The following is a 21350-nucleotide window of genomic DNA, read 5'->3' as shown; positions in this document are numbered from 1 at the left end:
CAGACCCATGAAGATAACAAATACGCGTCTACCCCTGCCCTGCAGGGGTTTTTGTTATCTCTGCGGGTAAAGCGCGACATAAAGCTTACGCACAGCCTGGTTCGCCATTTCTGCCGACGTCAGGTTGGTGAAGCTCATTATCAGCCCACCTTCTCCCCGAGCCTCCATCCGCCAGTCGCTCAGCGCCTGTACGGCCAGACCAGCCCGTCTGGCGCGCTGCGCCAGAGGCCGATCGTCTCCGGCGACCCTGACCACCATCTGGATCCCGCCCGCCTGAGGCACGACGGTGAATCCCTGCGCCCGCAGCGCCGACTCAAGCCACAGTCGGCGCTGGGCATAGCTGGCGCGCATTTTCTTCAGATGCCGCCAGAAGTGGCCTTCGCGAATAAAATCCGCCAGCGTCTGCTGCCACAGCGTCGGCACGCTACAGCACATCAGCGCGGCCCGTTCACGAAACTGCGCCACCAGCGGCTCAGGCACCACCAGCCAGGCGGCGCGTAATGCCGGGAACAAAGACTTGCTGAACGCCCCGGCATAGATGACCCGCTGCGGGGCGTCGAGGCTTTTCAGCGGCGGCAGCGGCTTACCGTGATAGCGGAATTCGCTATCGTAATCATCTTCGATAATCCACGCGTTATTCTGCGCCGCCCATAGCAGGAGCTGTCTGCGCCTGGCCAGCGATAGCGCCACGCCGAGCGGGCTTTGATGAGCCGGGGTCAGCAGCGCGAAATGGGCACTCGGGTAATGCCGCTGCGCCCAGGGAATATCCATCCCGTCGTCGTCGACCGGAACGGGATTGATCGCCACCCCCTCGTCGTTCACTACCGGCCGGATCAGCGGAAACCCCGGATCTTCCATCCACATTTGCTGGCCAGGCCGCGCCAGCGTGCGCAAAATAAGGCGCATCGAGGCCGCGTAGCAACCGGTGATCAAGACCTGCTCAGGCCGACACTCAATGCTGCGCGACAGACGCAAGTAATCGACGATCGCCCGGCGAAGCGTCGGTTCACCGCAGGGATCGCCTGGCGCGAGGTCAAAACGCGTTTGCGTACGCAGACGCCGACCCATCACGCGCGCCCACAGGCCGCGTGGAAACAGATCCAGCGCGGGCAGCCCCAGCTGAAACGGCAGCGGCGCCGCGGGTTCATCGCCCGCGATGGGCTGAACGGGCGCGTTTTGCTGCGGCAGCAGCCGATCGCTGACAAAGGTCCCCGCCTGTCCGCGCCGCTCCAGCCATCCCTGCGCCACCAGATCCCCCCACGCGTTCTCAATCGTCGCCCGCGACACGCCAAGCTCCTGAGCATAGACCCGACTTGCAGGCAGCCTGCTGCCCGGAGCCAGCTCGCCGCGCTCAATCGCCTGCTTAAGCTGTCGGGCAATGCGCTGGTAGTGCGGAATTTTTTTACCGTCCATCATGGTCTGCTTTTTTCATCGCAATATGGCTATCTTATGCAGTCCATTATAGTGCTATTTTCCTCGCGTCTTAATGAGGAGAGTAAAATGAACACACTACGTCAGCCGTACAATGAACTGAGCCCGGAAGTCTATAACGCCCTGGTTCAGGCCAAAATTGCGCTGGAAAAAAGCGAGCTGGATGGCGCGCTGATCGAGCTGGTGTATTTGCGGGTATCGCAAATCAACGGCTGCGCCTTCTGCCTGGAGATGCACAGCAAAGCCCTGCGTAAATCCGGCGTCGCGCAAAACAAGCTGGACGCGCTGGCAGGCTGGCGGGTGAGCGCCCATTTCAGCGATGCGGAGCGCGCGGCGCTGGCGTGGGCGGAATCGGTGACCCATATCGCCGAAAGCCATGCGGAAGACGCCGTTTATCAGCCGCTGCTGGACCATTTCAGCGCCCGCCAGATCAGCGATCTGACCTTCGCCATCAGCCTGATGAACGCCTTTAATCGTCTGGCGGTGAGTATGCGCCTGTAATTTCACGGCAAGAAATCCCGCCCCCCGCCGGATCCTCCCGCGGGGGCTAACCTTTACAAAAACCATATATATTGAGTTGTTGAACTTTTAAATAACTACATCTAGTATTTCCTTCAACGATAACCCATAGCACGCGACGTCAATTTTTACGTCGTACTGTTATCTTAAATGGAAATACGAATCATGCGCATTACTATTTACACTAAAAACGACTGCGTGCAATGCCATGCCACTAAACGGGCCATGGAAACCCGCGGGTTTGAATTCGACATGATCAACATCGACCACCATCCTGAAGCCGTCGATATGCTGCGCGAGCAGGGTTTCCGTCAGCTGCCGGTGGTGATTGCCGGAGAGACCCGCTGGTCCGGCTTCCGTCCCGATATGATCAATCGCCTGCGCCCGACAGCGTCAGCGGCCAGCGTATGAGCCTGATCGTCTACTTCTCCAGCAGTTCCGAAAATACGCACCGGTTCGTCCAGCGTCTGGGGCTGCCCGCCGTGCGTATACCGCTTAACGAACGCGAGCGCATCCAGGTAGACGAACCCTACATTCTTATCGTCCCCAGCTATGGCGGCGGCGGCACGGCGGGCGCGGTCCCCCGGCAGGCGATCCGTTTTCTCAACGATCCGCATAACCGCCAGCTCATTCGCGGCGTCATCGCCGCGGGCAATCGTAATTTTGGCGAGGCCTACGGCCGGGCAGGCGACGTCATCAAGCAGAAATGCGGCGTACCGTATCTCTATCGCTTTGAGCTGATGGGCACCCCGCAAGATGTCGACAACGTGCGTAAAGGAGTAAGCGAATTTTGGCAACGACAACCGCAGAACGTATAACCACCGAGGCGCCGGATTTCCACGCCCTCAACGCGATGCTGAATCTCTACGACAGCAACGGCCGCATTCCGTTTGACAAAGACCATCAGGCGGTAGCGGCGTTTATGGCCAACCACGTTGAGCCGAATACCGTGCCCTTTACCAGCCAGGACGACAGGCTGACGTGGCTGGTCGCCGAAGGCTATTACGACGCCAGGGTGCTGGCCCGCTACGATCGCTCGTTTATTCTTGCGCTGTTCGCGTACGCTCAGGGCTACGGTTTTCGCTTCCAGACGTTTCTCGGCGCATGGAAGTTCTATACCAGCTACGCGCTGAAAACCTTCGATGGTAAGCGCTACCTTGAAGGCTTTGCCGACCGCACCTGCATGGTGGCCCTGGCCCTGGCGCAGGGTAACGAGGCGCTGGCCCGGCAGCTAACCGATGAGATCCTCTCCGGACGCTTTCAGCCCGCCACGCCGACGTTCCTCAACGCGGGTAAACAACAGCGCGGCGAGCTGGTCTCCTGCTTTCTGCTGCGCATCGAAGACAATATGGAATCCATTGGCCGGGCGGTGAACTCGGCGCTACAGCTATCCAAGCGCGGCGGCGGCGTGGCGTTTCTGCTCTCCAATCTTCGCGAAGCCGGGGCGCCAATCAAGCGCATCGAGAATCAGTCCTCCGGCGTGGTACCGGTGATGAAAATGCTGGAAGACGCCTTCTCCTACGCCAACCAGCTCGGCGCGCGCCAGGGGGCCGGCGCGGTCTATCTGCACGCCCATCATCCCGATATCCTGCGTTTCCTTGATACCAAACGCGAGAACGCCGATGAAAAAATCCGCATTAAAACGCTCTCGCTCGGGGTGGTGATTCCGGATATCACCTTTCAGCTAGCGAAAGAAGATGCGCAGATGGCGCTCTTCTCGCCCTACGACGTCGAGCGCCTGTACGGTAGACCGTTCGGCGATATCGCGGTAAGCGAAATGTATGCACAACTGGTGGCCGACGCGCGGGTCAGCAAGCGCTGGATCCGCGCCCGCGATCTGTTCCAGCGGCTGGCGGAAATTCAGTTTGAATCCGGCTATCCGTACATCATGTTTGAAGACACGGTTAATCGCGCGAACCCAATTGCCGGGCGCATCAATATGAGCAACCTGTGCTCGGAGATCCTACAGGTTAACGCGCCTTCTACCTTTGACGAAAACCTGGATTACGCCAGCATCGGCCAGGATATCTCCTGCAACCTCGGCTCGCTGAATATCGCCCATACTATGGACTCTCCTGATTTCGCCCGCACGGTTGAGGTCGCGGTGCGCGGTCTGACCGCGGTGTCCGAAATGAGCGATATCCGTTCGGTACCGTCGGTCGCGGCGGGCAATGCCGCCTCGCACGCCATCGGCCTTGGACAGATGAATCTGCACGGCTATCTGGCGCGCGAAGGTATTGCCTACGGCAGCGAAGCGGGGCTGGATTTCACCAATTTCTATTTCTATACCATCACCTGGCACGCGCTGCGTACCTCGATGCTGATAGCGCGGGAAAAAGGCACGCGTTTTGCCGGATTCGAGCAGTCGCGGTACGCCAGCGGTGATTATTTCCGCCCCTACCTGGAAGGCGACTGGCAGCCGAAAACGGCGAAAGTCCGCGCGCTGTTTGCCCGTGCCGGTATTGTCCTGCCCGACCGCGATATGTGGCGGCAGCTGCGCGATGACGTGATGCGCTACGGCATTTATAACCGCAACCTGCAGGCGGTGCCGCCGACGGGCTCTATTTCGTACATCAACCACGCGACCTCCAGCATCCATCCGATCGTGTCGAAGATAGAGATCCGCAAGGAGGGGAAAACCGGACGCGTTTACTATCCGGCGCCGTTTATGACCAACGACAACCTGGCGCTGTATCAGGACGCTTACGAAATCGGCCCGCAGAAGATCATCGACACCTACGCCGAGGCGACGCGCCATGTCGATCAGGGGCTGTCGCTGACCCTATTCTTCCCCGATACCGCCACCACGCGCGATATCAATAAAGCGCAAATCTACGCGTGGAAGAAAGGCATCAAAACGCTCTATTACATCCGTCTGCGCCAGCTGGCGCTGGAAGGTACCGAAATCGAAGGCTGCGTGTCCTGCGCGCTGTAAGGAGAACAGGATGACCCATTTATCGCGCATCAGCGCCATCAACTGGAACAAAATTGAAGATGATAAGGATCTGGAGGTCTGGAATCGGCTGACCAGCAACTTCTGGCTGCCGGAGAAGGTACCGCTGTCTAACGATATCCCCGCCTGGCAAACGCTCACCCCGGCGGAACAGCAGCTAACGATTCGCGTCTTCACCGGTTTGACGCTGCTCGATACCATCCAGAATACCGTTGGCGCCCCGGCGCTGATGGCCGACGCCCTCACCCCGCATGAGGAAGCGGTGCTGTCGAACGTCAGCTTTATGGAGGCGGTGCACGCCCGCTCCTACAGCTCCATTTTCTCGACGCTCTGCCAGACCAAAGATGTCGATGCCGCCTATGCCTGGAGCGAACAAAACGCGCCGCTGCAGCGCAAAGCGCAGCTGATGCTGGAGTACTATCAGGCAGATGAACCGCTGAAGAAAAAAATCGCCAGCGTCTTTCTCGAATCGTTCCTCTTCTACTCCGGCTTCTGGCTGCCGATGTACTTCTCCAGCCGGGGGAAGATGACCAACACCGCCGATCTGATTCGCCTGATCATCCGCGATGAAGCGGTACACGGTTATTACATTGGCTACAAATTCCAGAAAGGGCTGGAAATAGTCAGCGCCGAGAAGCGCGAGGAGATGAAAAACTTCGCCCTCGACCTGTTGATGGATCTGTATGACAACGAACTGGCCTACACCCGCGAACTGTACGCCGATAGCGGCTGGATTGAGGAGGTCAACGCCTTTCTCTGCTACAACGCCAATAAGGCGCTGATGAACCTCGGCTACGAGGCGCTGTTCCCGGCGGAAATGGCCGCCGTCAATCCGGCGATCCTCGCCGCGCTTTCGCCGAATGCCGACGAAAACCACGACTTCTTTTCCGGTTCAGGTTCATCGTATGTGATGGGAAAAGCGGAAGAAACCGTCGACGGCGATTGGGACTTTTAGCCTTACTTTCACCAGGAATATATCAGCATATTTCCTGGTGATTTATTTCACATTATTTGTTTTCGCCTCACTCAATATCTTTCGGTCATCACCGTGTCATATTCAACAGCATGCCCTCGATTTTCGCCTGAATTAACGCAACATAACTAAAAAATATCGACCACAAGTCATTCGCGCTCAGCCCTTATATCACGGGGGATGCACCGGAATTCTCCCTTGCGCATTTCCCTGGCAACGCCACATAAAGGGTTGTCACAGATTCTCAGTATGTTAGGGTGTAAAAAAGCAATTATCATCACCGGGTACCGTATCGATATTAATAAATAACAGGAAACACTCTATTGCATGGCAATTAAATTAGAAATCAAGAATCTCTATAAAATATTTGGCGAGCACCCGCAGCGGGCTTTCAAATATATCGATAAAGGACTATCGAAAGAACAAATACTGGAAAAGACGGGGTTATCGCTTGGCGTAAAGAACGCCAGTCTGACCATTGAAGAAGGCGAGATATTCGTCATCATGGGGCTCTCCGGATCGGGGAAATCTACCATGGTTCGCCTTCTCAATCGCCTGATTGAACCCACCCGCGGCCAGGTCCTGATCGACGGCGTCGATATCGCTAAAATCTCTGACGCCGAGCTCCGCGAGGTGCGCAGAAAAAAAATTGCGATGGTTTTTCAATCCTTTGCGCTTATGCCGCATATGACCGTGCTCGACAACGCCGCTTTCGGCATGGAGCTGGCCGGCGTGCCGACTCAGGAACGCCAGGAGAAAGCGCTGGAGGCGCTGCGCCAGGTCGGCCTGGAAAACTACGCTCATGCCTACCCGGACGAACTCTCCGGCGGCATGCGCCAGCGCGTTGGTCTCGCCCGCGCGCTGGCGATTAATCCCGATATTCTGTTAATGGATGAAGCCTTCTCCGCGCTCGACCCGTTAATTCGTACCGAGATGCAGGATGAGCTCACTAAATTACAGGCCAGACATCAGCGTACCGTGGTCTTTATTTCCCACGATCTTGATGAAGCCATGCGTATTGGCGATCGGATTGCCATTATGCAAAATGGTGAAGTGGTTCAGGTCGGCACGCCGGATGAAATACTCAATAATCCGGCCAATGATTATGTCCGAACCTTCTTCCGCGGCGTCGATATTAGCCAGGTGTTCAGCGCCAAAGATATTGCCCGCCGTAGCCCGGTGGGGCTGATTCGCAAAACGCCCGGCTTTGGCCCGCGTTCCGCGCTGAAATTGCTGCAGGATGAAGACCGCGAATATGGCTACGTCATTGAACGCGGGAATAAGTTTGTTGGCATTGTCTCTATTGATTCCCTGAAAGCCGCGCTAAGCGAAGGTCAGGGAATTGATGCGGCGTTAATCGACTCACCGCAGGCGGTGGATGCGCAAACGCCGCTCAGCGAGCTGCTCTCTCACGTCGGCCATGCACCGTGCGCGGTGCCGGTTGTCGACGAGGGGCACCAGTACATCGGCATCATTTCCAAACGGATGCTGCTGCAGGCTTTAGATCGCGAGGGGGCAAACAATGGCTGATCAATCTAACCCGTGGGACACCGCACCGGCGGCGGATAGCGCAGCGCAATCCGCCGATGCCTGGGGCACCTCTACGCCGGCGTCGACCGATGGCGGAGGTGCCGACTGGCTGAGCAGCGCGCCCGCGCCGCAGCCGGAACACTTCAATATTATGGACCCGTTCCATAAAACGCTGATCCCACTCGACAGCTGGGTCACGCACGGTATCGACTGGGTCGTGATGCATTTTCGTCCGGTATTCCAGGGAATACGCGTACCGGTGGATTACATCCTGAGCGCCTTCCAGCAGCTGCTGCTGGGTATGCCGGCGCCGGTGGCGATTATTATTTTCTCGCTGATTGCCTGGCAGATTTCCAGCGTCGGCATGGGCGCGGCGACGCTGATTTCGCTGATCGCTATCGGCGCTATCGGCGCCTGGTCGCAGGCGATGGTGACCCTGGCGCTGGTGCTGACCGCGCTGCTGTTTTGTATGCTGATCGGCCTGCCGCTTGGGATATGGCTGGCGCGGAGCCCGCGGGCGGCGAAAATTATCCGTCCGCTGCTCGACGCGATGCAGACCACGCCGGCGTTTGTCTATCTGGTGCCCATTGTGATGCTGTTCGGTATCGGCAACGTTCCGGGCGTGGTGGTCACCATTATCTTCGCCCTGCCGCCGATTGTTCGTCTGACCATTCTGGGGATTAACCAGGTGCCGGCGGATCTGATTGAAGCATCGCGCTCCTTCGGCGCCAGCCCGCGTCAGCTGTTGTTTAAGGTTCAGCTACCGCTGGCCATGCCGACGATTATGGCCGGGGTCAACCAGACGCTGATGCTGGCCCTGTCGATGGTGGTCATCGCCTCAATGATTGCCGTTGGCGGTCTCGGCCAGATGGTACTGCGCGGCATCGGTCGCCTTGATATGGGTCTGGCCACCGTTGGCGGCGTCGGGATTGTTATCCTCGCCATTATTCTTGACCGTCTGACTCAGGCCGTAGGACGGGACTCGCGCAGCCGCGGCAACCGCCGCTGGTATGCAACCGGCCCACTGGGGCTGATAACTCGCCCTTTCTGTAAATAAGAGCCCATCCCCCCGACAGCCGGGGGGATAGACTTCCCTTCTGATAAGTAAAAGGAACAACGATGCGACATACAGCGATCCTTGCCACAGCGTTAACCGCCCTCATTTCCACCACCGCCTTCGCGGCGGATCTGCCTGGCAAAGGCATTACCGTTAAGCCGATTCAGAGCACCATTTCGGAAGAGACCTTCCAGACCCTGCTGGTCAGCCGCGCGCTGGAGAAACTCGGTTATACCGTCGATAAGCCGAGCGAAGTGGATTACAACGTTGGCTATACTTCGCTCGCCTCCGGCGACGCCACTTTTACCGCCGTCAACTGGCAGCCCCTGCACGACGATATGTACGCTGCCGCCGGCGGGGATAAAAAGTTCTACCGCGAAGGCGTGTTTGTGAACGGTGCGGCGCAGGGCTATCTGATTGATAAGAAAACGGCCGAGCAGTACCACATTAAATCTATCGATCAGTTAAAAGACCCGAAAATCGCCAAACTGTTTGACACCAACGGCGACGGTAAAGCCGACCTGACCGGCTGCACCCCGGGCTGGGGCTGTGAAGCGGTGATCAACCATCAGCTTGATGCCTATGGCCTGAATAATACCGTCACCCACAATCAGGGTAACTATGCCGCCATGATGGCCGACACCATTGCCCGTTATAAAGAGGGCAAGCCGGTCATCTACTACACCTGGACACCTTACTGGGTCAGCGATGTGCTGAAGCCGGGTAAAGACGTCGTCTGGCTGCAGGTGCCATTCTCCTCCCTGCCGGGTGTGCAAAAAAACATCGACACGAAGCTCTCTAATGGCGCCAACTACGGCTTCCCGGTCAGCACCATGCATATCGTCGCCAATAAGGCCTGGGCCGAGAAAAACCCGGCGGCGGCGAAGCTGTTTAGCATCATGAAGCTGCCGATTGCCGACATCAACGCCGAGAATGCCATGATGCACGAGGGACATGGTTCAGAAGCAGATATCCAAGGCCACGTCGACGGCTGGATCAAAGCCCACCAGCAGCAGTTTGACGGCTGGGTGAACGAAGCGCTGGCCGCGCAGAAATAGTCTCCCACTTTATAGCCAATTCCCGGAGGCGATGCTACGCATCTGCCCGGGCTACAAAAGCCGTAGCCCGGGCAAGGCGCTTTGCGCCGCCCCCGGGGAAGACCGCATCCTGCACAACACGACATCTCCTGTTCTAAATGATGGATTGATATGCAAATAAACTGCATAACTTTAGCCATCAACGTTTTCGTTACTGTTAAGCCGCACCGCTCTCTGCTAAGGTAAATCCACCTGTTTAATCATGTGATTTTCACGTGAGTTATCAATAAGCAATTCCTATGGAAAATCCTGACGCATTGACGCACTCTCCTCCCGCTGACGCGGCCACGCTGGCTGAAGGCCTGAAAGACAGCCTGCCGATCGTCATCAGCTATATCCCCGTGGCCTTCGCCTTCGGCCTCAACGCCACTAAGCTCGGCTTCACTCCGCTGGAAAGTCTGTTCTTCTCCTGCATTATTTACGCGGGCGCCAGCCAGTTCGTGATCACCGCGATGCTGGCGGCGGGAAGCTCGCTGTGGGTCGCCGCGCTCACCGTCATGGCGATGGACGTTCGCCACGTTCTCTACGGCCCTTCCCTGCGCAGCCGCATCCAGCGCGCGCTGAGCAAGAAAAAAACCGCGGTATGGGCATTCGGCCTGACCGATGAGGTCTTTGCCGCCGCCACTGCTAAACTGGTACGCGACAATCGACGCTGGAGCGAAAACTGGATGATCGGTATCGCTTTGATGTCCTGGGCGTCATGGGTCTTCGGTACGCTGATCGGCGCTTATTCGGGCAGCGGCCTGCTGACCGACTTTCCGGCGGTGGAAGCGGCGCTGGGCTTTATGCTTCCCGCGCTGTTTATGAGCTTTTTGCTGGCTTCTTTCCAGCGCAAGCAGTCGCTTAGCGTAACCGCCGCGCTGGCAGGGGCGCTGGGGGGGATCATCCTGTTTTCCATTCCCGCCGCCATCCTTGCCGGGATCGTCTGCGGCTGTCTGACCGCGCTGGTGCAGGCCAGCATTGAGGGGATGCCCGATGAACAGTGATGTTTTAATTATCGGCGTCGTGGTCGGCTGCGTAAATTATCTGTTCCGCTATCTGCCGCTGCGCCTGCGCGCCGGGAACGCGCGTCCGACGCGTCGCGGGCCGGTCAGCGTGCTGCTGGACACCATCGGCATCGCCTCTATTTGCGCGCTGCTGGTGGTCTCCAGCGTACCGGAAATTCTCCACGATGCCCGCCGCCTGCTGCCCACGCTGGCTGGCTTCGCCGTGCTGGGCCTGGCTTTCTGGAAAACGCGCAGCATTATTTTGCCTACACTATTAAGCGCCCTAACCTACGGTGTTGTCTGGAAAATCGGCACATGGCTATAAGCTTAAAGTATCAATTTCTGTCAATAATTCATTTGATTTATTTGTCACAATAGTTATTATATCGACTGTAATTAATGAGGTCATAACCAAAATGGATAGTTCGTTTACTCCCATTGAGCAAATGCTCAAGTTCCGCGCCAGCCGTCACGAAGACTTTCCTTTTCAGGAGATTCTGCTCACCCGTCTTTGCATGCATATGCAGGGAAAATTGCTGGAAAACCGCAACAAGATGCTGAAAGCGCAAGGGATTAACGAGACATTGTTTATGGCGCTGATCACGCTCGAGTCTCAGGAAAACCACAGCATTCAGCCTTCCGAGCTGAGCTGCGCGCTGGGCTCTTCGCGTACCAACGCCACGCGCATTGCCGACGAGCTGGAAAAACGCGGCTGGATTGAGCGCCGCGAAAGCGATAACGATCGTCGCTGCCTGCATTTACAGCTTACCGAAAAGGGGCATCAGTTCCTGCGCGAAGTGTTACCCCCGCAGCACAACTGCCTGCATCAACTCTGGTCTTCTTTAAGCACCAGCGAAAAAGATCAGCTCGAGCACATCACCCGTAAGCTGCTTGGTCGCCTTGACCAAATGGAAGAGGATGGCGTGCTTGCGGAGTCTCTGCGCTAAGCGCGGAACCAACCGCTCAACAATTTTTCTGGATTGACAAGGAAAACGGACAGGCCAGCAGATCTTCTGCTGGCCTTTCTGATAAACAGGTCGGCTCAGCCGATGTGAAATAATAAGATCGTGGAGAATAACATGAGCGCAAATGCGGAGAGCCAAACCCCGCAGCAACCGGGCAGCAAAAAAGGGAAACGTAAAGGCGCCCTCCTGCTGCTGACCTTGCTCTTTATTATTGTTGCCGTGGCATACGGGATTTATTGGTTTTTGGTACTGCGTCACTTCGAAGAGACCGACGACGCGTACGTGGCAGGGAATCAGGTACAAATTATGGCGCAGGTGTCCGGCAGCGTGACGAAAGTCTGGGCCGACAACACCGACTACGTGCAAAAAGGCGATCCGCTGGTCACCCTCGACCAGACCGATGCCCAGCAGGCGTTTGAAAAAGCGCAAACCCAGCTGGCCGCCAGCGTACGTCAAACGCGCCAGCAGATGATCAACAGCAAGCAGCTGCAGGCCAGCATCGACGTGAAAAAAACCGCGCTTTCCCAGGCGCAGACCGACCTTAACCGTCGTATTCCGCTGGGGGCCGCCAACCTGATTGGCCGCGAAGAGCTGCAGCACGCGCGCGACACGGTTGCCAGCGCGCAGGCCGAACTGGACGTGGCGATTCAGCAATATAACGCCAATCAGGCGATCGTTCTGGGCACGAAGCTGGAACAGCAGCCTGCGGTACTGCAAGCGGCCACCGAAGTGCGTAACGCCTGGCTGGCCCTGCAGCGGACGAAAATCGTCAGCCCGATTAGCGGCTACGTTTCTCGTCGCTCCGTACAGCCCGGCGCGCAAATCAGCAGCACCACCCCGCTGATGGCCGTCGTACCGGCGACCAACCTGTGGATTGACGCCAACTTTAAAGAAACCCAGCTGGCGCACATGCGTATCGGTCAACCGGCCACCGTGATCAGCGATATTTACGGTGACGATGTGAAATACACCGGTAAAGTGGTCGGCCTCGATATGGGCACCGGTAGCGCCTTCTCGCTGCTGCCCGCGCAGAACGCCACCGGCAACTGGATCAAAGTGGTTCAGCGCCTGCCGGTACGTATCGAGCTGGATGAAAAACAGCTGGCAGAGCACCCGCTGCGCATCGGCCTTTCGACCCTGGTTGAGGTGAACACCACCGACCGCGGCGGCGAGATGCTGGCAAGCCAGGTGCGCAGCTCTCCGGTTTACGAAAGTAATGCCCGCGAAATCGGCCTTGAGCCGGTCAATAAGCTGATAAACGACATCATCCAGGCCAACGCCGGATAATTCGGGGTGAGCGTAATGCAACAGCAAAAACCGCTGGAAGGCGCGCAGCTGGTCATTATGACCATTGCGCTGTCGCTCGCGACCTTTATGCAGGTGCTGGACTCCACCATCGCCAACGTGGCCATCCCCACCATCGCCGGTAACCTTGGCTCATCGTTGAGCCAGGGGACCTGGGTTATCACCTCGTTTGGGGTGGCGAACGCTATCTCCATTCCGATTACCGGCTGGCTGGCAAAACGCGTAGGTGAAGTGAAGCTGTTCCTCTGGTCGACGGTGGCGTTCGCCATCGCCTCCTGGGCCTGCGGCATGTCAAACAGCCTGACGATGCTGATTTTCTTCCGCGTGATTCAGGGGATCGTCGCCGGTCCGCTGATCCCGCTGTCGCAAAGTCTGCTGCTCAGCAACTATCCGCCCGCCAAGCGCTCTATCGCCCTGGCGCTGTGGTCAATGACGGTGATCGTCGCGCCGATTTGCGGCCCCATCCTCGGCGGCTATATCAGCGACAACTACCACTGGGGTTGGATCTTCTTTATCAACGTGCCGATTGGCATCGCCGTGGTGGTCATGACGCTACAGACCCTGCGCAACCGCGAAACCCGCACCGAGCAGCGGCGGATTGACGGCGTTGGCCTGGCGCTGCTGATTATTGGTATCGGTAGCCTGCAGGTGATGCTCGACCGAGGTAAAGAGCTGGACTGGTTCGCCTCAAACGAGATCATCATCCTGACCATTGTCGCAGTGGTGGCGATAAGCTTCCTGATCGTCTGGGAGCTAACCGACGACAACCCGATAGTCGACCTGTCGCTCTTTAAGTCGCGAAACTTCACCATCGGCTGCCTGTGTATCAGCCTCGCCTATATGCTCTACTTCGGCGCTATCGTGCTGTTGCCGCAGCTACTGCAGGAGGTATACGGCTATACCGCCACCTGGGCCGGTCTGGCCTCGGCCCCGGTCGGGGTGATCCCGGTTATCCTGTCGCCGATTATCGGCCGCTTCGCGCATAAGCTGGATATGCGTCGGCTGGTCACCTTCAGCTTTATTATGTACGCGGTCTGTTTCTACTGGCGCGCGTGGACCTTCGAACCGGGTATGGACTTCGGCGCCTCGGCGTGGCCGCAGTTTATCCAGGGCTTCGCGGTGGCCTGCTTCTTTATGCCGCTGACGACCATCACGCTGTCCGGCCTGCCGCCGGAACGGCTGGCGGCGGCATCGAGCCTGTCGAACTTCACGCGTACCCTGGCGGGCTCCATCGGCACCTCGATTACCACCACCATGTGGACGAACCGCGAGGCGCTGCACCATGCTCAGCTTACCGAATCGGTGACGCCGTATAATCCCAACGCCCAGCAGATGTACGATCAGCTGCAGGGATTAGGGATGACGCAACAGCAGGCGTCCGGCTGGATAGCGCAGCAGATAACCAACCAGGGGCTGATTATCTCCGCCAACGAAATTTTCTGGTTCTCGGCGGCGATATTTATCCTTCTGCTCGGGCTGGTGTGGTTTGCCAGGCCGCCGTTTAGCGCCGGCGGCGGCGGCGGCGGCGCGCACTAAGGTTTGACCTGAAGGGATCTGCGGATCCCTTTTTTATTGCCCAAAACGCAGGTTGTCCGGTTTACGCTAGTTGATGTCCAGTTCGCTGGAGATACCTTTTCGCCTTGTCATGCACGATGAAGATCCGCTAAGAAGGAGAAAATCATGCTGACTCAACCCGGTGAAAAATACCGTCCCTATCCGCCGATTGCCCTGCCCGACCGCCGCTGGCCGGAGCAAAAAATAGCCCGCGCCCCCCGCTGGCTCTCCACCGACCTGCGCGACGGCAACCAGGCGCTGGCCGAGCCGATGGACAGCGCGCGCAAGCTGCAGTTCTGGGACTTGCTGCTGGAGTGCGGATTTAAAGAGATCGAGGTGGCGTTTCCCTCGGCTTCGCAAACCGATTTCAACTTTGTGCGTCAACTGATTGAAGAACGGCGTATCCCGCAGGATGTGACGATTCAGGTGCTGACCCAGGCGCGGGAAGATTTAATCCTCAGAACCTTCGAATCGCTGCGCGATGCCCACCGCGCCACCGTTCACCTCTATAACGCCACCGCTCCGCTGTTCCGCGAGCTGGTTTTTGGAATGAACAAAGCGCAGGTGGTCGAGCTGGCGACCCGCGCCACCCGGCTTATCCGCCAGCAGTGCGAACAGCAGCCGCAAACCCGCTGGCAATACGAGTATTCCCCGGAAACCTTCTGCTTCACCGAGCCGGAATTCGCGCTGGAGATTTGCGAAGCGGTGGCGGAAATCTGGCAGCCCTGCGCCGAACGGCCGATGATTATCAATCTGCCCGCGACGGTAGAAGTGAGCACGCCTAACGTTTATGCCGATCAAATTGAGTATTTTTGTCGTCACTTCTCGCGCCGCGCCGATGTGTGCATCAGCGTCCATCCGCATAACGACCGGGGAACCGGCGTCGCCAGCGCGGAGCTGGCGGTGATGGCCGGCGCCGACCGCGTCGAAGGCTGCCTGTTCGGCAACGGCGAACGCACCGGTAACGTCTGTCTGGTGACGCTGGCGATGAATCTCTACAGCCAGGGCGTCGATCCCCGGCTCAGCTTCTCCGAAATGAACCGGGTGGTCGAAATTGTCGAAAGCTGCAACCAGATCCCGGTTCATCCGCGCCACCCTTGGGCGGGAAGCCTCGCCTATACCGCCTTTTCCGGCTCGCATCAGGATGCGATCAAAAAAGGGTTCGATGCCCGCCGGCCCGGCGATCGCTGGGAAATGCCCTATCTGCCCATCGACCCGCAGGATATCGGCTGTAGCTACGAAGCGGTGATCCGCGTCAACAGCCAGTCCGGCAAAAGCGGCAGCGCGTGGCTGATTGAGCAGAATCATGGCCTGAAGCTGCCGCGCGCGCTGCAGCAGGATTTTAGCCTGCACGTTCAGCACGAAACCGATACGCATGGTAAAGAGATGACCCAGAACGCGCTGTGGCAGCTGTTTCGCGCCCGCTACGGACTTCTGCCCCAGCCGCCGCTTGCGCTGCTGGATTACCAAAGCGATAGCCAGCAGGACGGCCAGCTTTCTCTGCAGGCGACCCTGCGCATCGCCGGTGAAACGCGACGACTGCAGAGCCGCGGCAACGGCCTGCTGTCCGCCGCCGCCAGCGGGCTGAGCGGCCTGTTAAACCAACACATCGTGATTAAAGATTATCATGAACACACCCTCGGCGAACGTAGCGACAGCCGTTCAGTGGCCTATATTCGCTGCGTCTTCCCGAATGGCGACAGCCGCTGGGGGGTAGGAATTGATAGCGACGTGGCGCGCGCCTCGCTGCAGGCGTTGTGCAATGCGATGAGCGCAGGCCATTACGCCGGCGAGCGGAAGTAGTCGCTGGGGGCAACGCCTATCACCCGGCGAAACATGGCGCTAAAAGCGCTATGGCTGCCGTAGCCGAGATCCAGCGCCACCCGCAGTACCGAATGCCCCTGTGCCAGGCGAACCAGCGCTTCCATCAGCTTCGCCCGGCGCACCCACTCGCTCCAGGTGAGCGAGGTCTGCTGCTGAAAATGACGATTCAGCGTGCGCTCGCTCATGCTGCTCTCCTTCGCCGCCTCGGCGCTGCTCCAGGGTTCGCCGGGCGCTTCTCTTACCTTCTGGCATAAACGGCGCAGCGCTTCGCTTTGCGGCTCCGGCAGGCCAAACGGCAGCACTGCCATGCCGCGAATTTCATCGAGGATCAGTTCGTAAATGCGTTCATCGCGGCTGCCCGGCGCGTAGGATTCCGCCAGCGTCAGCGACGCGACGATCAGTTCACGCAGCAGCGGAGTCACCTGGACTATCTGGCAGGATGAGGGGAGATCGGCCCGGGCAAGGGGATCGATAAACAGGGTTCGCGCGGCCGCGACGCCGGTCACCCGTAGGGTATGCGGCGTACCGGCGGGCAGCCAGACGCCACGCCCCGGCGGCACAACCCAATAACCCTGTGCGGTTTCCACCCGCACCACGCCGCTGAGGATATGCAGCAGCTGGGCGCAATCGTGCTGATGCCAGGGTTCGCTATCGCCATGGGCGTAATCATGGGCAAAAGGCACCAGCGAACGGTGTTGAAAATTGAAGGTTAAAGTCGTCGACATCGCGGCGTCAGGGAGTAGCGGCCCGACGCGGTTCGCCGGGCCGTGGCAGAAGCACTAGATGTGCAGTTCTTGCAGTTTTTCTTTCGGCAGCGCCAGCTCATCGTTGCTGTTGACGCGGACATCGCGCTCAATAATATGGCGAGCGATTTCCTGAGCTTCCTCCAGCGAGTGCATGGTGTAGGTTCCGCACTGATAAACGTTCAGCTCCGGGATCTGATTCTGATCTTTCACCTTCAGCACGTCGGCCATCGCCGCTTTCCAGGCATCCGCGACGCGCTGCTCGTCCGGCGTACCGATCAGGCTCATATAGAACCCGGTGCGGCAGCCCATCGGAGAGATGTCGATAATTTCCACACCATTGCCGTTCAGGTGATCGCGCATGAAGCCGGCAAACAGGTGCTCAAGGGTGTGAATGCCTCTTTCCGGCATCACTTCCTGGTTTGGCACGCAGAATCGCAGATCGAAAACGGTGATTTCATCGCCGTGAGGCGTGTTCATTTTCTTCGCGACACGCACCGCAGGCGCTTCCATTCGGGTATGGTCGACTGTGAAACTATCTAACAACGGCATTCTTCACCTCCGATAGTGATTTTTTTTAAAATAAAATGAACTCTTTTTGAGGCCGCGAGTCTGAGTATATGAAAGACGCGCATTTATTATCATCATCATCCCTGAATCAGAGATGAAAGTTTGGCCACAGTGATGTGGCCGTTTTCTTTTTTACGGCTCGTAAAACTACGCGTGCCTCGCCAGTAGCGCTTCAAACGGCTCGCTATCCGCCGCCTCCACCTTCTTCTGACGCTGTACCGATGCTTCACGCTCGGCGACAAAATCCGCTTCGCTTAAAATTTCCAGCGGCTCTTCGCGCAGCATCGTCCGATACCGATCGGCCAGCTCTCTGCCGGTACCGCCAATCCCCTCTTCAAGCATAGAACGCAGAATGCGCGCCGAGAAGGTTAATTCCGGGTTATCGAAGCAGGCGACCAGCTCATCGCAGACCTGCTGATAGGCCTGGCATCCGTGGATGCTATCCAGCGTTTGCGCCACGCGGCGTAAATCGCGGAACAGATCTTTGCCGACCTGAGCCAGCGGGAACTGAGCGGTTTCGCAGCCAATACCCAGCGTCAGGCCCGGCTTACGGCCTTCCAGAATCACCCGATTCCAGTTGGTGCGCGTGCACAGCAGCTCGTCGCTGCTCATCTCCGGCGCATCGGCCAGCACGCACCAGACCATAAACAGATCGAGGAAACGCACCTGCTGCTCATCAACGCCAATCGGTGAGAACGGATTGATATCCAGGGAGCGAACTTCAATGTACTCAATACCGCCGCGCAGCAGCGCGTCGGAAGGCGTTTCGCCGCTGCGGGTCACGCGTTTCGGGCGAATCGGCGCGTACAGCTCGTTTTCGATCTGCAGCACGTTGCTGTTGATTTGCAGACGCTTACCGTCTTTCTCCAGCCCGATATTTTCATACTCTTCGGAAGGCGTTTTAATCGCCCGCTTCAATCCTGCCACATACTCGTAGAGATCGTTAAACGTAATTCCGAGATTACTTTGCGATTTATTGGTATAGCCCAGATCGCTCAGACGCAACGAGGTCGCATACGGCAGGTAGTACATGCCGTTGCCGGCTTTCTCAAACGGCAGCGCCGTCGGTTTGCCCTGCAGGAACGATGAGCAGATCGCCGGAGAGGCGCCGAACAGGTATGGAATCACCCAACCAAAACGGTAATAGTTGCGAATGGAGCGGAAATAGCCCGCGGAAATCGCCTCTTTACCGCTTTCAGCATCCTCAACGCCGCACTTAGCCTGCCAGAAAGCCATCGGCAGCGAGAAGTTATAGTGCACGCCGGAGATGGTTTGCATCAGCGCGCCGTAGCGATTTTTCAGCCCTTCGCGATACAGCGTTTTCAGGCGGCCGATATTAGAGGTACCGTACTGCGCCAGTTCAATATCCTGGCCGGGCGCGATATAGCAAGGCATGCTCAGCGGCCACATCCGCTCGTCGCCAATATGGCGTGCGGTATAGCGATGAACATCGCGCATGAGGGTGAGCATATGCTGGATATCGCCATCAACCGGCGTAATAAATTCCAGCAAAGCTTCGGCAAAATCGGTGGTAATCCATTTATGAGTCAGCGCTGAACCCAGTGCCTGCGGATGACCGGTAGTGGCCAGCGTGCCGTCAGCGTTGACGCGCAGCGTTTCGCGTTCAAGACCACGTTGAATACCCTGCAGCGCCTGCGGATTTTTTTCCAGCCAGGCCAGCGCCTGTGATACGTCCGGGATCAATTTGACCTCCCGCCTGTCGAAATCGTTTGAATTAGCATAATTGTAATGGTTGAACCGTCAGTCCAATTAGTGCCACCACGTCATGCCCTGAAGCGTTATCGCCGCAATGACGATATAGCGTAATGCTTTGCCAAGGCATAAAAAAAAGAGCACTGGTCCCCAGGAAATGCGCATCCATCCCGCCAGTAAACACAGCAAATCGCCTATAACAGGCGCCCAGCTTAATAATAGCGTGACCGCGCCGTAACGCCTCAGCCAGCCGGTCGCCTTCTCCTGCCAGCGCGATGTCTTGCGCAGCGGAAACAGGCGCCCCAGAATAACGTTAGTTACCCCTCCAAGGCTATTACCGATTATTGCTATTAAAACCAGTAACCACGGCTGACTCACTCCCGCCAGAAGCATGGCGATCAACACCACTTCCGAGTTACCGGGAAGCAGCGTAGCGCTTAAAAAGCTGCTGGCAAACAGCGATATCAGCGACAGCGCGTCGCTCACAACAATCGCACGTCCACGGCATCCATTCCGGCGCGCTTCGCCGCCTGCAGACCGAAGTCCGCATCTTCAAAGACCACGCATTTTTCCGCCGCAACGCCCATGCGCTCAGCGCAGAGTAAGAAAGTATCAGGAGCGGGTTTATGGTTGGCGACATGATCGGCGGCAACCACCGCCGAGAAGTAGTGACGCAGGCCCAGATGGGCCAGCAGCGCTTCAGCAACGGCGCTCTCGCTGCCGGTACCGACTGACATCGGACGACGACCGTGCCACTCTTTAACCACTTCAATCAGCGGCAGAGGACGGACGCTATCAAGCAGCATCGCTTTCACCGCGTCCGTCTTTTCCCGCGCCAGAAGGTGAGGATCTAAATCAGCCTGGTTTAATTCGATAATGGCCTGAGCAATCCGCCAGGTTGGAGAGCCGTTAAGCGCGACCATAGCCTGCATATCAAAACGCATACCGTAACGTCCGAGAACCTCGTTCCATGCCTTACGATGCGTCGGCTCGGTATCGAGGATCGTGCCATCCATATCAAAAATCAGTCCTGCATAACGTTCGTACATCGTCTTCTCACCAACCGGTTAAGGAGGTCTTACTGTAACGCAAAAGGTCAGGTTTGTCGCTGCCAGCGGCAGATGCGACAAGGGCGCTCGAAGGCGCCCTTGTCGATACAGATGCAATCTGATGCGTTTATTTGATTCTTAAATCGTTCTCCACCACGCGAACGCCCTGCACTTTTCGCGTCACTTCTACCGCACGTTTAGCGCTTTCGGCGGATGAGACAAAGCCGCTCAGCTGTACACGACCTTTAAAGGTCTGGACGCTAATTTCCGAAGACTTAATCTCTTTATCATTGAAGAGCGCGGTTTTGACTTTGGTGGTCACGACGGTATCGTCAATGTACCCACCAGTACTTTCCTTTGTGGACGAACCTGCGCAGCCCGCCAGCGATACGGCGACCAGAAGCGTCGCGCAAAACGCAGATATTGCTTTGAACCATTTCATGGATTTCTCTCCTTGCACTTATCTCACCCAAAATCAGATCGATATACAGGAATAAATTATAGTGGAAAGAGGGAGTTGCCAATGAAAAAAGTGCTGAAGAATAAGGTGAATGATTGCGCTTAAGGGGTTTTGAGGCAAGGAGAGTGGCTGGCGGAAACAACAGCGTGGCTGCTATCTCGGAGAAGATGGTGCATCCGGGAGGATGACTCACTGGGTTCGCCCTTCGGGCCGTTGCTGAAGCAACGTTATCCTCCCTGGCGCTGGCGATTATCTCGCAGACCATGGAACAACAGCGTAGCTGCTATCTCGGAGAAGATGGTGCATCCGGGAGGATTCGAACCTCCGACCGCTCGGTTCGTAGCCGAGTACTCTATCCAGCTGAGCTACGGATGCATCGGGAAACTTGCTTTACTGCCGATATTGATACCGCTGCTAAAGCCGTATCAAGTAAGGGATGGTGCATCCGGGAGGATGACTCACTCGGTTCGTCCTTCGGGCCGTTGCTGAAGCAACGTTATCCTCCCCGGCGCTGGCGATTATTTCGCAGACCGTGAAACAACAGCGTGACTGCTATCCTGGAGAAGATGGTGCATCCGGGAGGATTCGAACCTCCGACCGCTCGGTTCGTAGCCGAGTACT

General features: G+C 57.5%; 21 protein-coding genes and 1 tRNA gene. 14 read left to right on the top strand and 8 right to left on the bottom strand.

Features of this window, described 5'->3' with window-relative positions; all coding sequences use genetic code 11:
- Nucleotides 1-54: 54 nt before the first annotated feature.
- Nucleotides 55-1413 carry a PLP-dependent aminotransferase family protein gene (locus ABLU87_RS12900; protein ID WP_162557670.1) on the bottom strand — a complete coding sequence of 453 codons (1359 nt, stop codon included), beginning with the start codon at nucleotides 1411-1413 and terminating at the stop codon, nucleotides 55-57.
- Between the two features lie 87 nt (nucleotides 1414-1500).
- Here ABLU87_RS12900 and ABLU87_RS12895 point away from each other — a divergent pair, with 87 nt between their 5' ends.
- The 14 genes from ABLU87_RS12895 (at nucleotide 1501) to leuA (ending at nucleotide 16173) form a co-directional block, all read left to right on the top strand.
- The gene (locus ABLU87_RS12895; protein ID WP_004853446.1) at nucleotides 1501-1932 is read left to right on the top strand and encodes a carboxymuconolactone decarboxylase family protein; all 432 of its coding nucleotides are present in this window, start codon (nucleotides 1501-1503) and stop codon (nucleotides 1930-1932) included.
- A gap of 183 nt (nucleotides 1933-2115) precedes the next feature.
- Nucleotides 2116-2361: a glutaredoxin-like protein NrdH gene (gene nrdH / locus ABLU87_RS12890; RefSeq protein ID WP_004853449.1), complete on the top strand. Its 246-nt coding sequence runs from the start codon at nucleotides 2116-2118 to the stop codon at nucleotides 2359-2361.
- Nucleotides 2358-2768 carry a class Ib ribonucleoside-diphosphate reductase assembly flavoprotein NrdI gene (gene nrdI, locus ABLU87_RS12885; protein WP_004104769.1) on the top strand — a complete coding sequence of 137 codons (411 nt, stop codon included), beginning with the start codon at nucleotides 2358-2360 and terminating at the stop codon, nucleotides 2766-2768. The genes nrdH and nrdI overlap by 4 nt, the downstream gene beginning before the upstream one ends.
- A complete protein-coding gene (nrdE, locus tag ABLU87_RS12880) occupies nucleotides 2741-4885 on the top strand; it encodes a class 1b ribonucleoside-diphosphate reductase subunit alpha (RefSeq protein WP_122117453.1) in 2145 nt (714 codons plus the stop codon). The genes nrdI and nrdE overlap by 28 nt, the downstream gene beginning before the upstream one ends.
- A 10-nt stretch (nucleotides 4886-4895) precedes the next feature.
- Complete coding sequence (gene nrdF, locus ABLU87_RS12875) at nucleotides 4896-5858, top strand: class 1b ribonucleoside-diphosphate reductase subunit beta (RefSeq protein WP_014226498.1); 963 nt, start codon at nucleotides 4896-4898, stop codon at nucleotides 5856-5858.
- A gap of 345 nt (nucleotides 5859-6203) precedes the next feature.
- Nucleotides 6204-7406 carry a glycine betaine/L-proline ABC transporter ATP-binding protein ProV gene (proV, locus tag ABLU87_RS12870; protein ID WP_014226499.1) on the top strand — a complete coding sequence of 401 codons (1203 nt, stop codon included), beginning with the start codon at nucleotides 6204-6206 and terminating at the stop codon, nucleotides 7404-7406.
- The gene (gene proW / locus ABLU87_RS12865; RefSeq protein WP_080528353.1) at nucleotides 7399-8463 is read left to right on the top strand and encodes a glycine betaine/L-proline ABC transporter permease ProW; all 1065 of its coding nucleotides are present in this window, start codon (nucleotides 7399-7401) and stop codon (nucleotides 8461-8463) included. The genes proV and proW overlap by 8 nt, the downstream gene beginning before the upstream one ends.
- A 62-nt stretch (nucleotides 8464-8525) precedes the next feature.
- Nucleotides 8526-9521, top strand: coding sequence for a glycine betaine/L-proline ABC transporter substrate-binding protein ProX (gene proX / locus ABLU87_RS12860; RefSeq protein WP_014226500.1), 996 nt, complete (start codon nucleotides 8526-8528; stop codon nucleotides 9519-9521).
- Between the two features lie 278 nt (nucleotides 9522-9799).
- Nucleotides 9800-10546, top strand: a complete 747-nt coding sequence (locus ABLU87_RS12855) for an AzlC family ABC transporter permease (RefSeq protein WP_014226501.1) — start codon at nucleotides 9800-9802, stop codon at nucleotides 10544-10546.
- Entirely contained in the window at nucleotides 10536-10871 is a 336-nt protein-coding gene (ygaH, locus tag ABLU87_RS12850) for an L-valine transporter subunit YgaH (RefSeq protein WP_009652550.1), read from the top strand. Before ABLU87_RS12855 ends, ygaH begins: the two co-directional genes overlap by 11 nt.
- Before the next feature lie 91 nt (nucleotides 10872-10962).
- Nucleotides 10963-11493: a transcriptional repressor MprA gene (mprA, locus tag ABLU87_RS12845; protein WP_004104785.1), complete on the top strand. Its 531-nt coding sequence runs from the start codon at nucleotides 10963-10965 to the stop codon at nucleotides 11491-11493.
- Nucleotides 11494-11625: 132 nt separating this feature from the next.
- Entirely contained in the window at nucleotides 11626-12798 is a 1173-nt protein-coding gene (gene emrA / locus ABLU87_RS12840) for a multidrug efflux MFS transporter periplasmic adaptor subunit EmrA (RefSeq protein WP_004853464.1), read from the top strand.
- Between the two features lie 15 nt (nucleotides 12799-12813).
- A complete protein-coding gene (gene emrB / locus ABLU87_RS12835; RefSeq protein WP_004123984.1) occupies nucleotides 12814-14352 on the top strand; it encodes a multidrug efflux MFS transporter permease subunit EmrB in 1539 nt (512 codons plus the stop codon).
- Between the two features lie 144 nt (nucleotides 14353-14496).
- Nucleotides 14497-16173 (top strand): 2-isopropylmalate synthase, encoded by a 1677-nt coding sequence (leuA, locus tag ABLU87_RS12830; RefSeq protein WP_025107291.1) that lies wholly within the window; start codon nucleotides 14497-14499, stop codon nucleotides 16171-16173.
- Here leuA and ABLU87_RS12825 read toward each other — a convergent pair.
- The 7 genes from ABLU87_RS12825 to ABLU87_RS12795 all read right to left on the bottom strand — a co-directional run bounded on the left by ABLU87_RS12825 (nucleotide 16152) and on the right by ABLU87_RS12795 (nucleotide 21104).
- A complete protein-coding gene (locus tag ABLU87_RS12825; RefSeq protein ID WP_014839297.1) occupies nucleotides 16152-16919 on the bottom strand; it encodes a helix-turn-helix transcriptional regulator in 768 nt (255 codons plus the stop codon). The genes leuA and ABLU87_RS12825 overlap by 22 nt on opposite strands.
- 54 nt (nucleotides 16920-16973) lie before the next feature.
- A complete protein-coding gene (luxS, locus tag ABLU87_RS12820) occupies nucleotides 16974-17489 on the bottom strand; it encodes an S-ribosylhomocysteine lyase (RefSeq protein WP_004104795.1) in 516 nt (171 codons plus the stop codon).
- 165 nt (nucleotides 17490-17654) lie between these two features.
- Nucleotides 17655-19211, bottom strand: a complete 1557-nt coding sequence (gshA, locus tag ABLU87_RS12815) for a glutamate--cysteine ligase (RefSeq protein ID WP_025107290.1) — start codon at nucleotides 19209-19211, stop codon at nucleotides 17655-17657.
- A 66-nt stretch (nucleotides 19212-19277) separates the two neighbouring features.
- Nucleotides 19278-19706, bottom strand: a complete 429-nt coding sequence (locus ABLU87_RS12810; protein WP_025107289.1) for a YqaA family protein — start codon at nucleotides 19704-19706, stop codon at nucleotides 19278-19280.
- Nucleotides 19703-20269 (bottom strand): fructose-1-phosphate/6-phosphogluconate phosphatase, encoded by a 567-nt coding sequence (gene yqaB / locus ABLU87_RS12805; protein WP_014226508.1) that lies wholly within the window; start codon nucleotides 20267-20269, stop codon nucleotides 19703-19705. Before yqaB ends, ABLU87_RS12810 begins: the two co-directional genes overlap by 4 nt.
- Nucleotides 20270-20396: 127 nt before the next feature.
- Nucleotides 20397-20711, bottom strand: coding sequence for a BON domain-containing protein (locus tag ABLU87_RS12800; RefSeq protein WP_004853477.1), 315 nt, complete (start codon nucleotides 20709-20711; stop codon nucleotides 20397-20399).
- Between the two features lie 316 nt (nucleotides 20712-21027).
- Nucleotides 21028-21104, bottom strand: a tRNA-Arg gene (locus ABLU87_RS12795).
- Between the last annotated feature and the right edge of the window lie 246 nt (nucleotides 21105-21350).

The sequence above is a fragment of the Klebsiella sp. CB_Kp196 genome (assembly GCF_040061575.1).
Lineage (GTDB): Bacteria > Pseudomonadota > Gammaproteobacteria > Enterobacterales > Enterobacteriaceae > Klebsiella > Klebsiella michiganensis.
The sequence above is the reverse complement of the archived record's forward strand: the minus strand, read 5'-3'. Positions and strand labels throughout refer to the sequence as shown.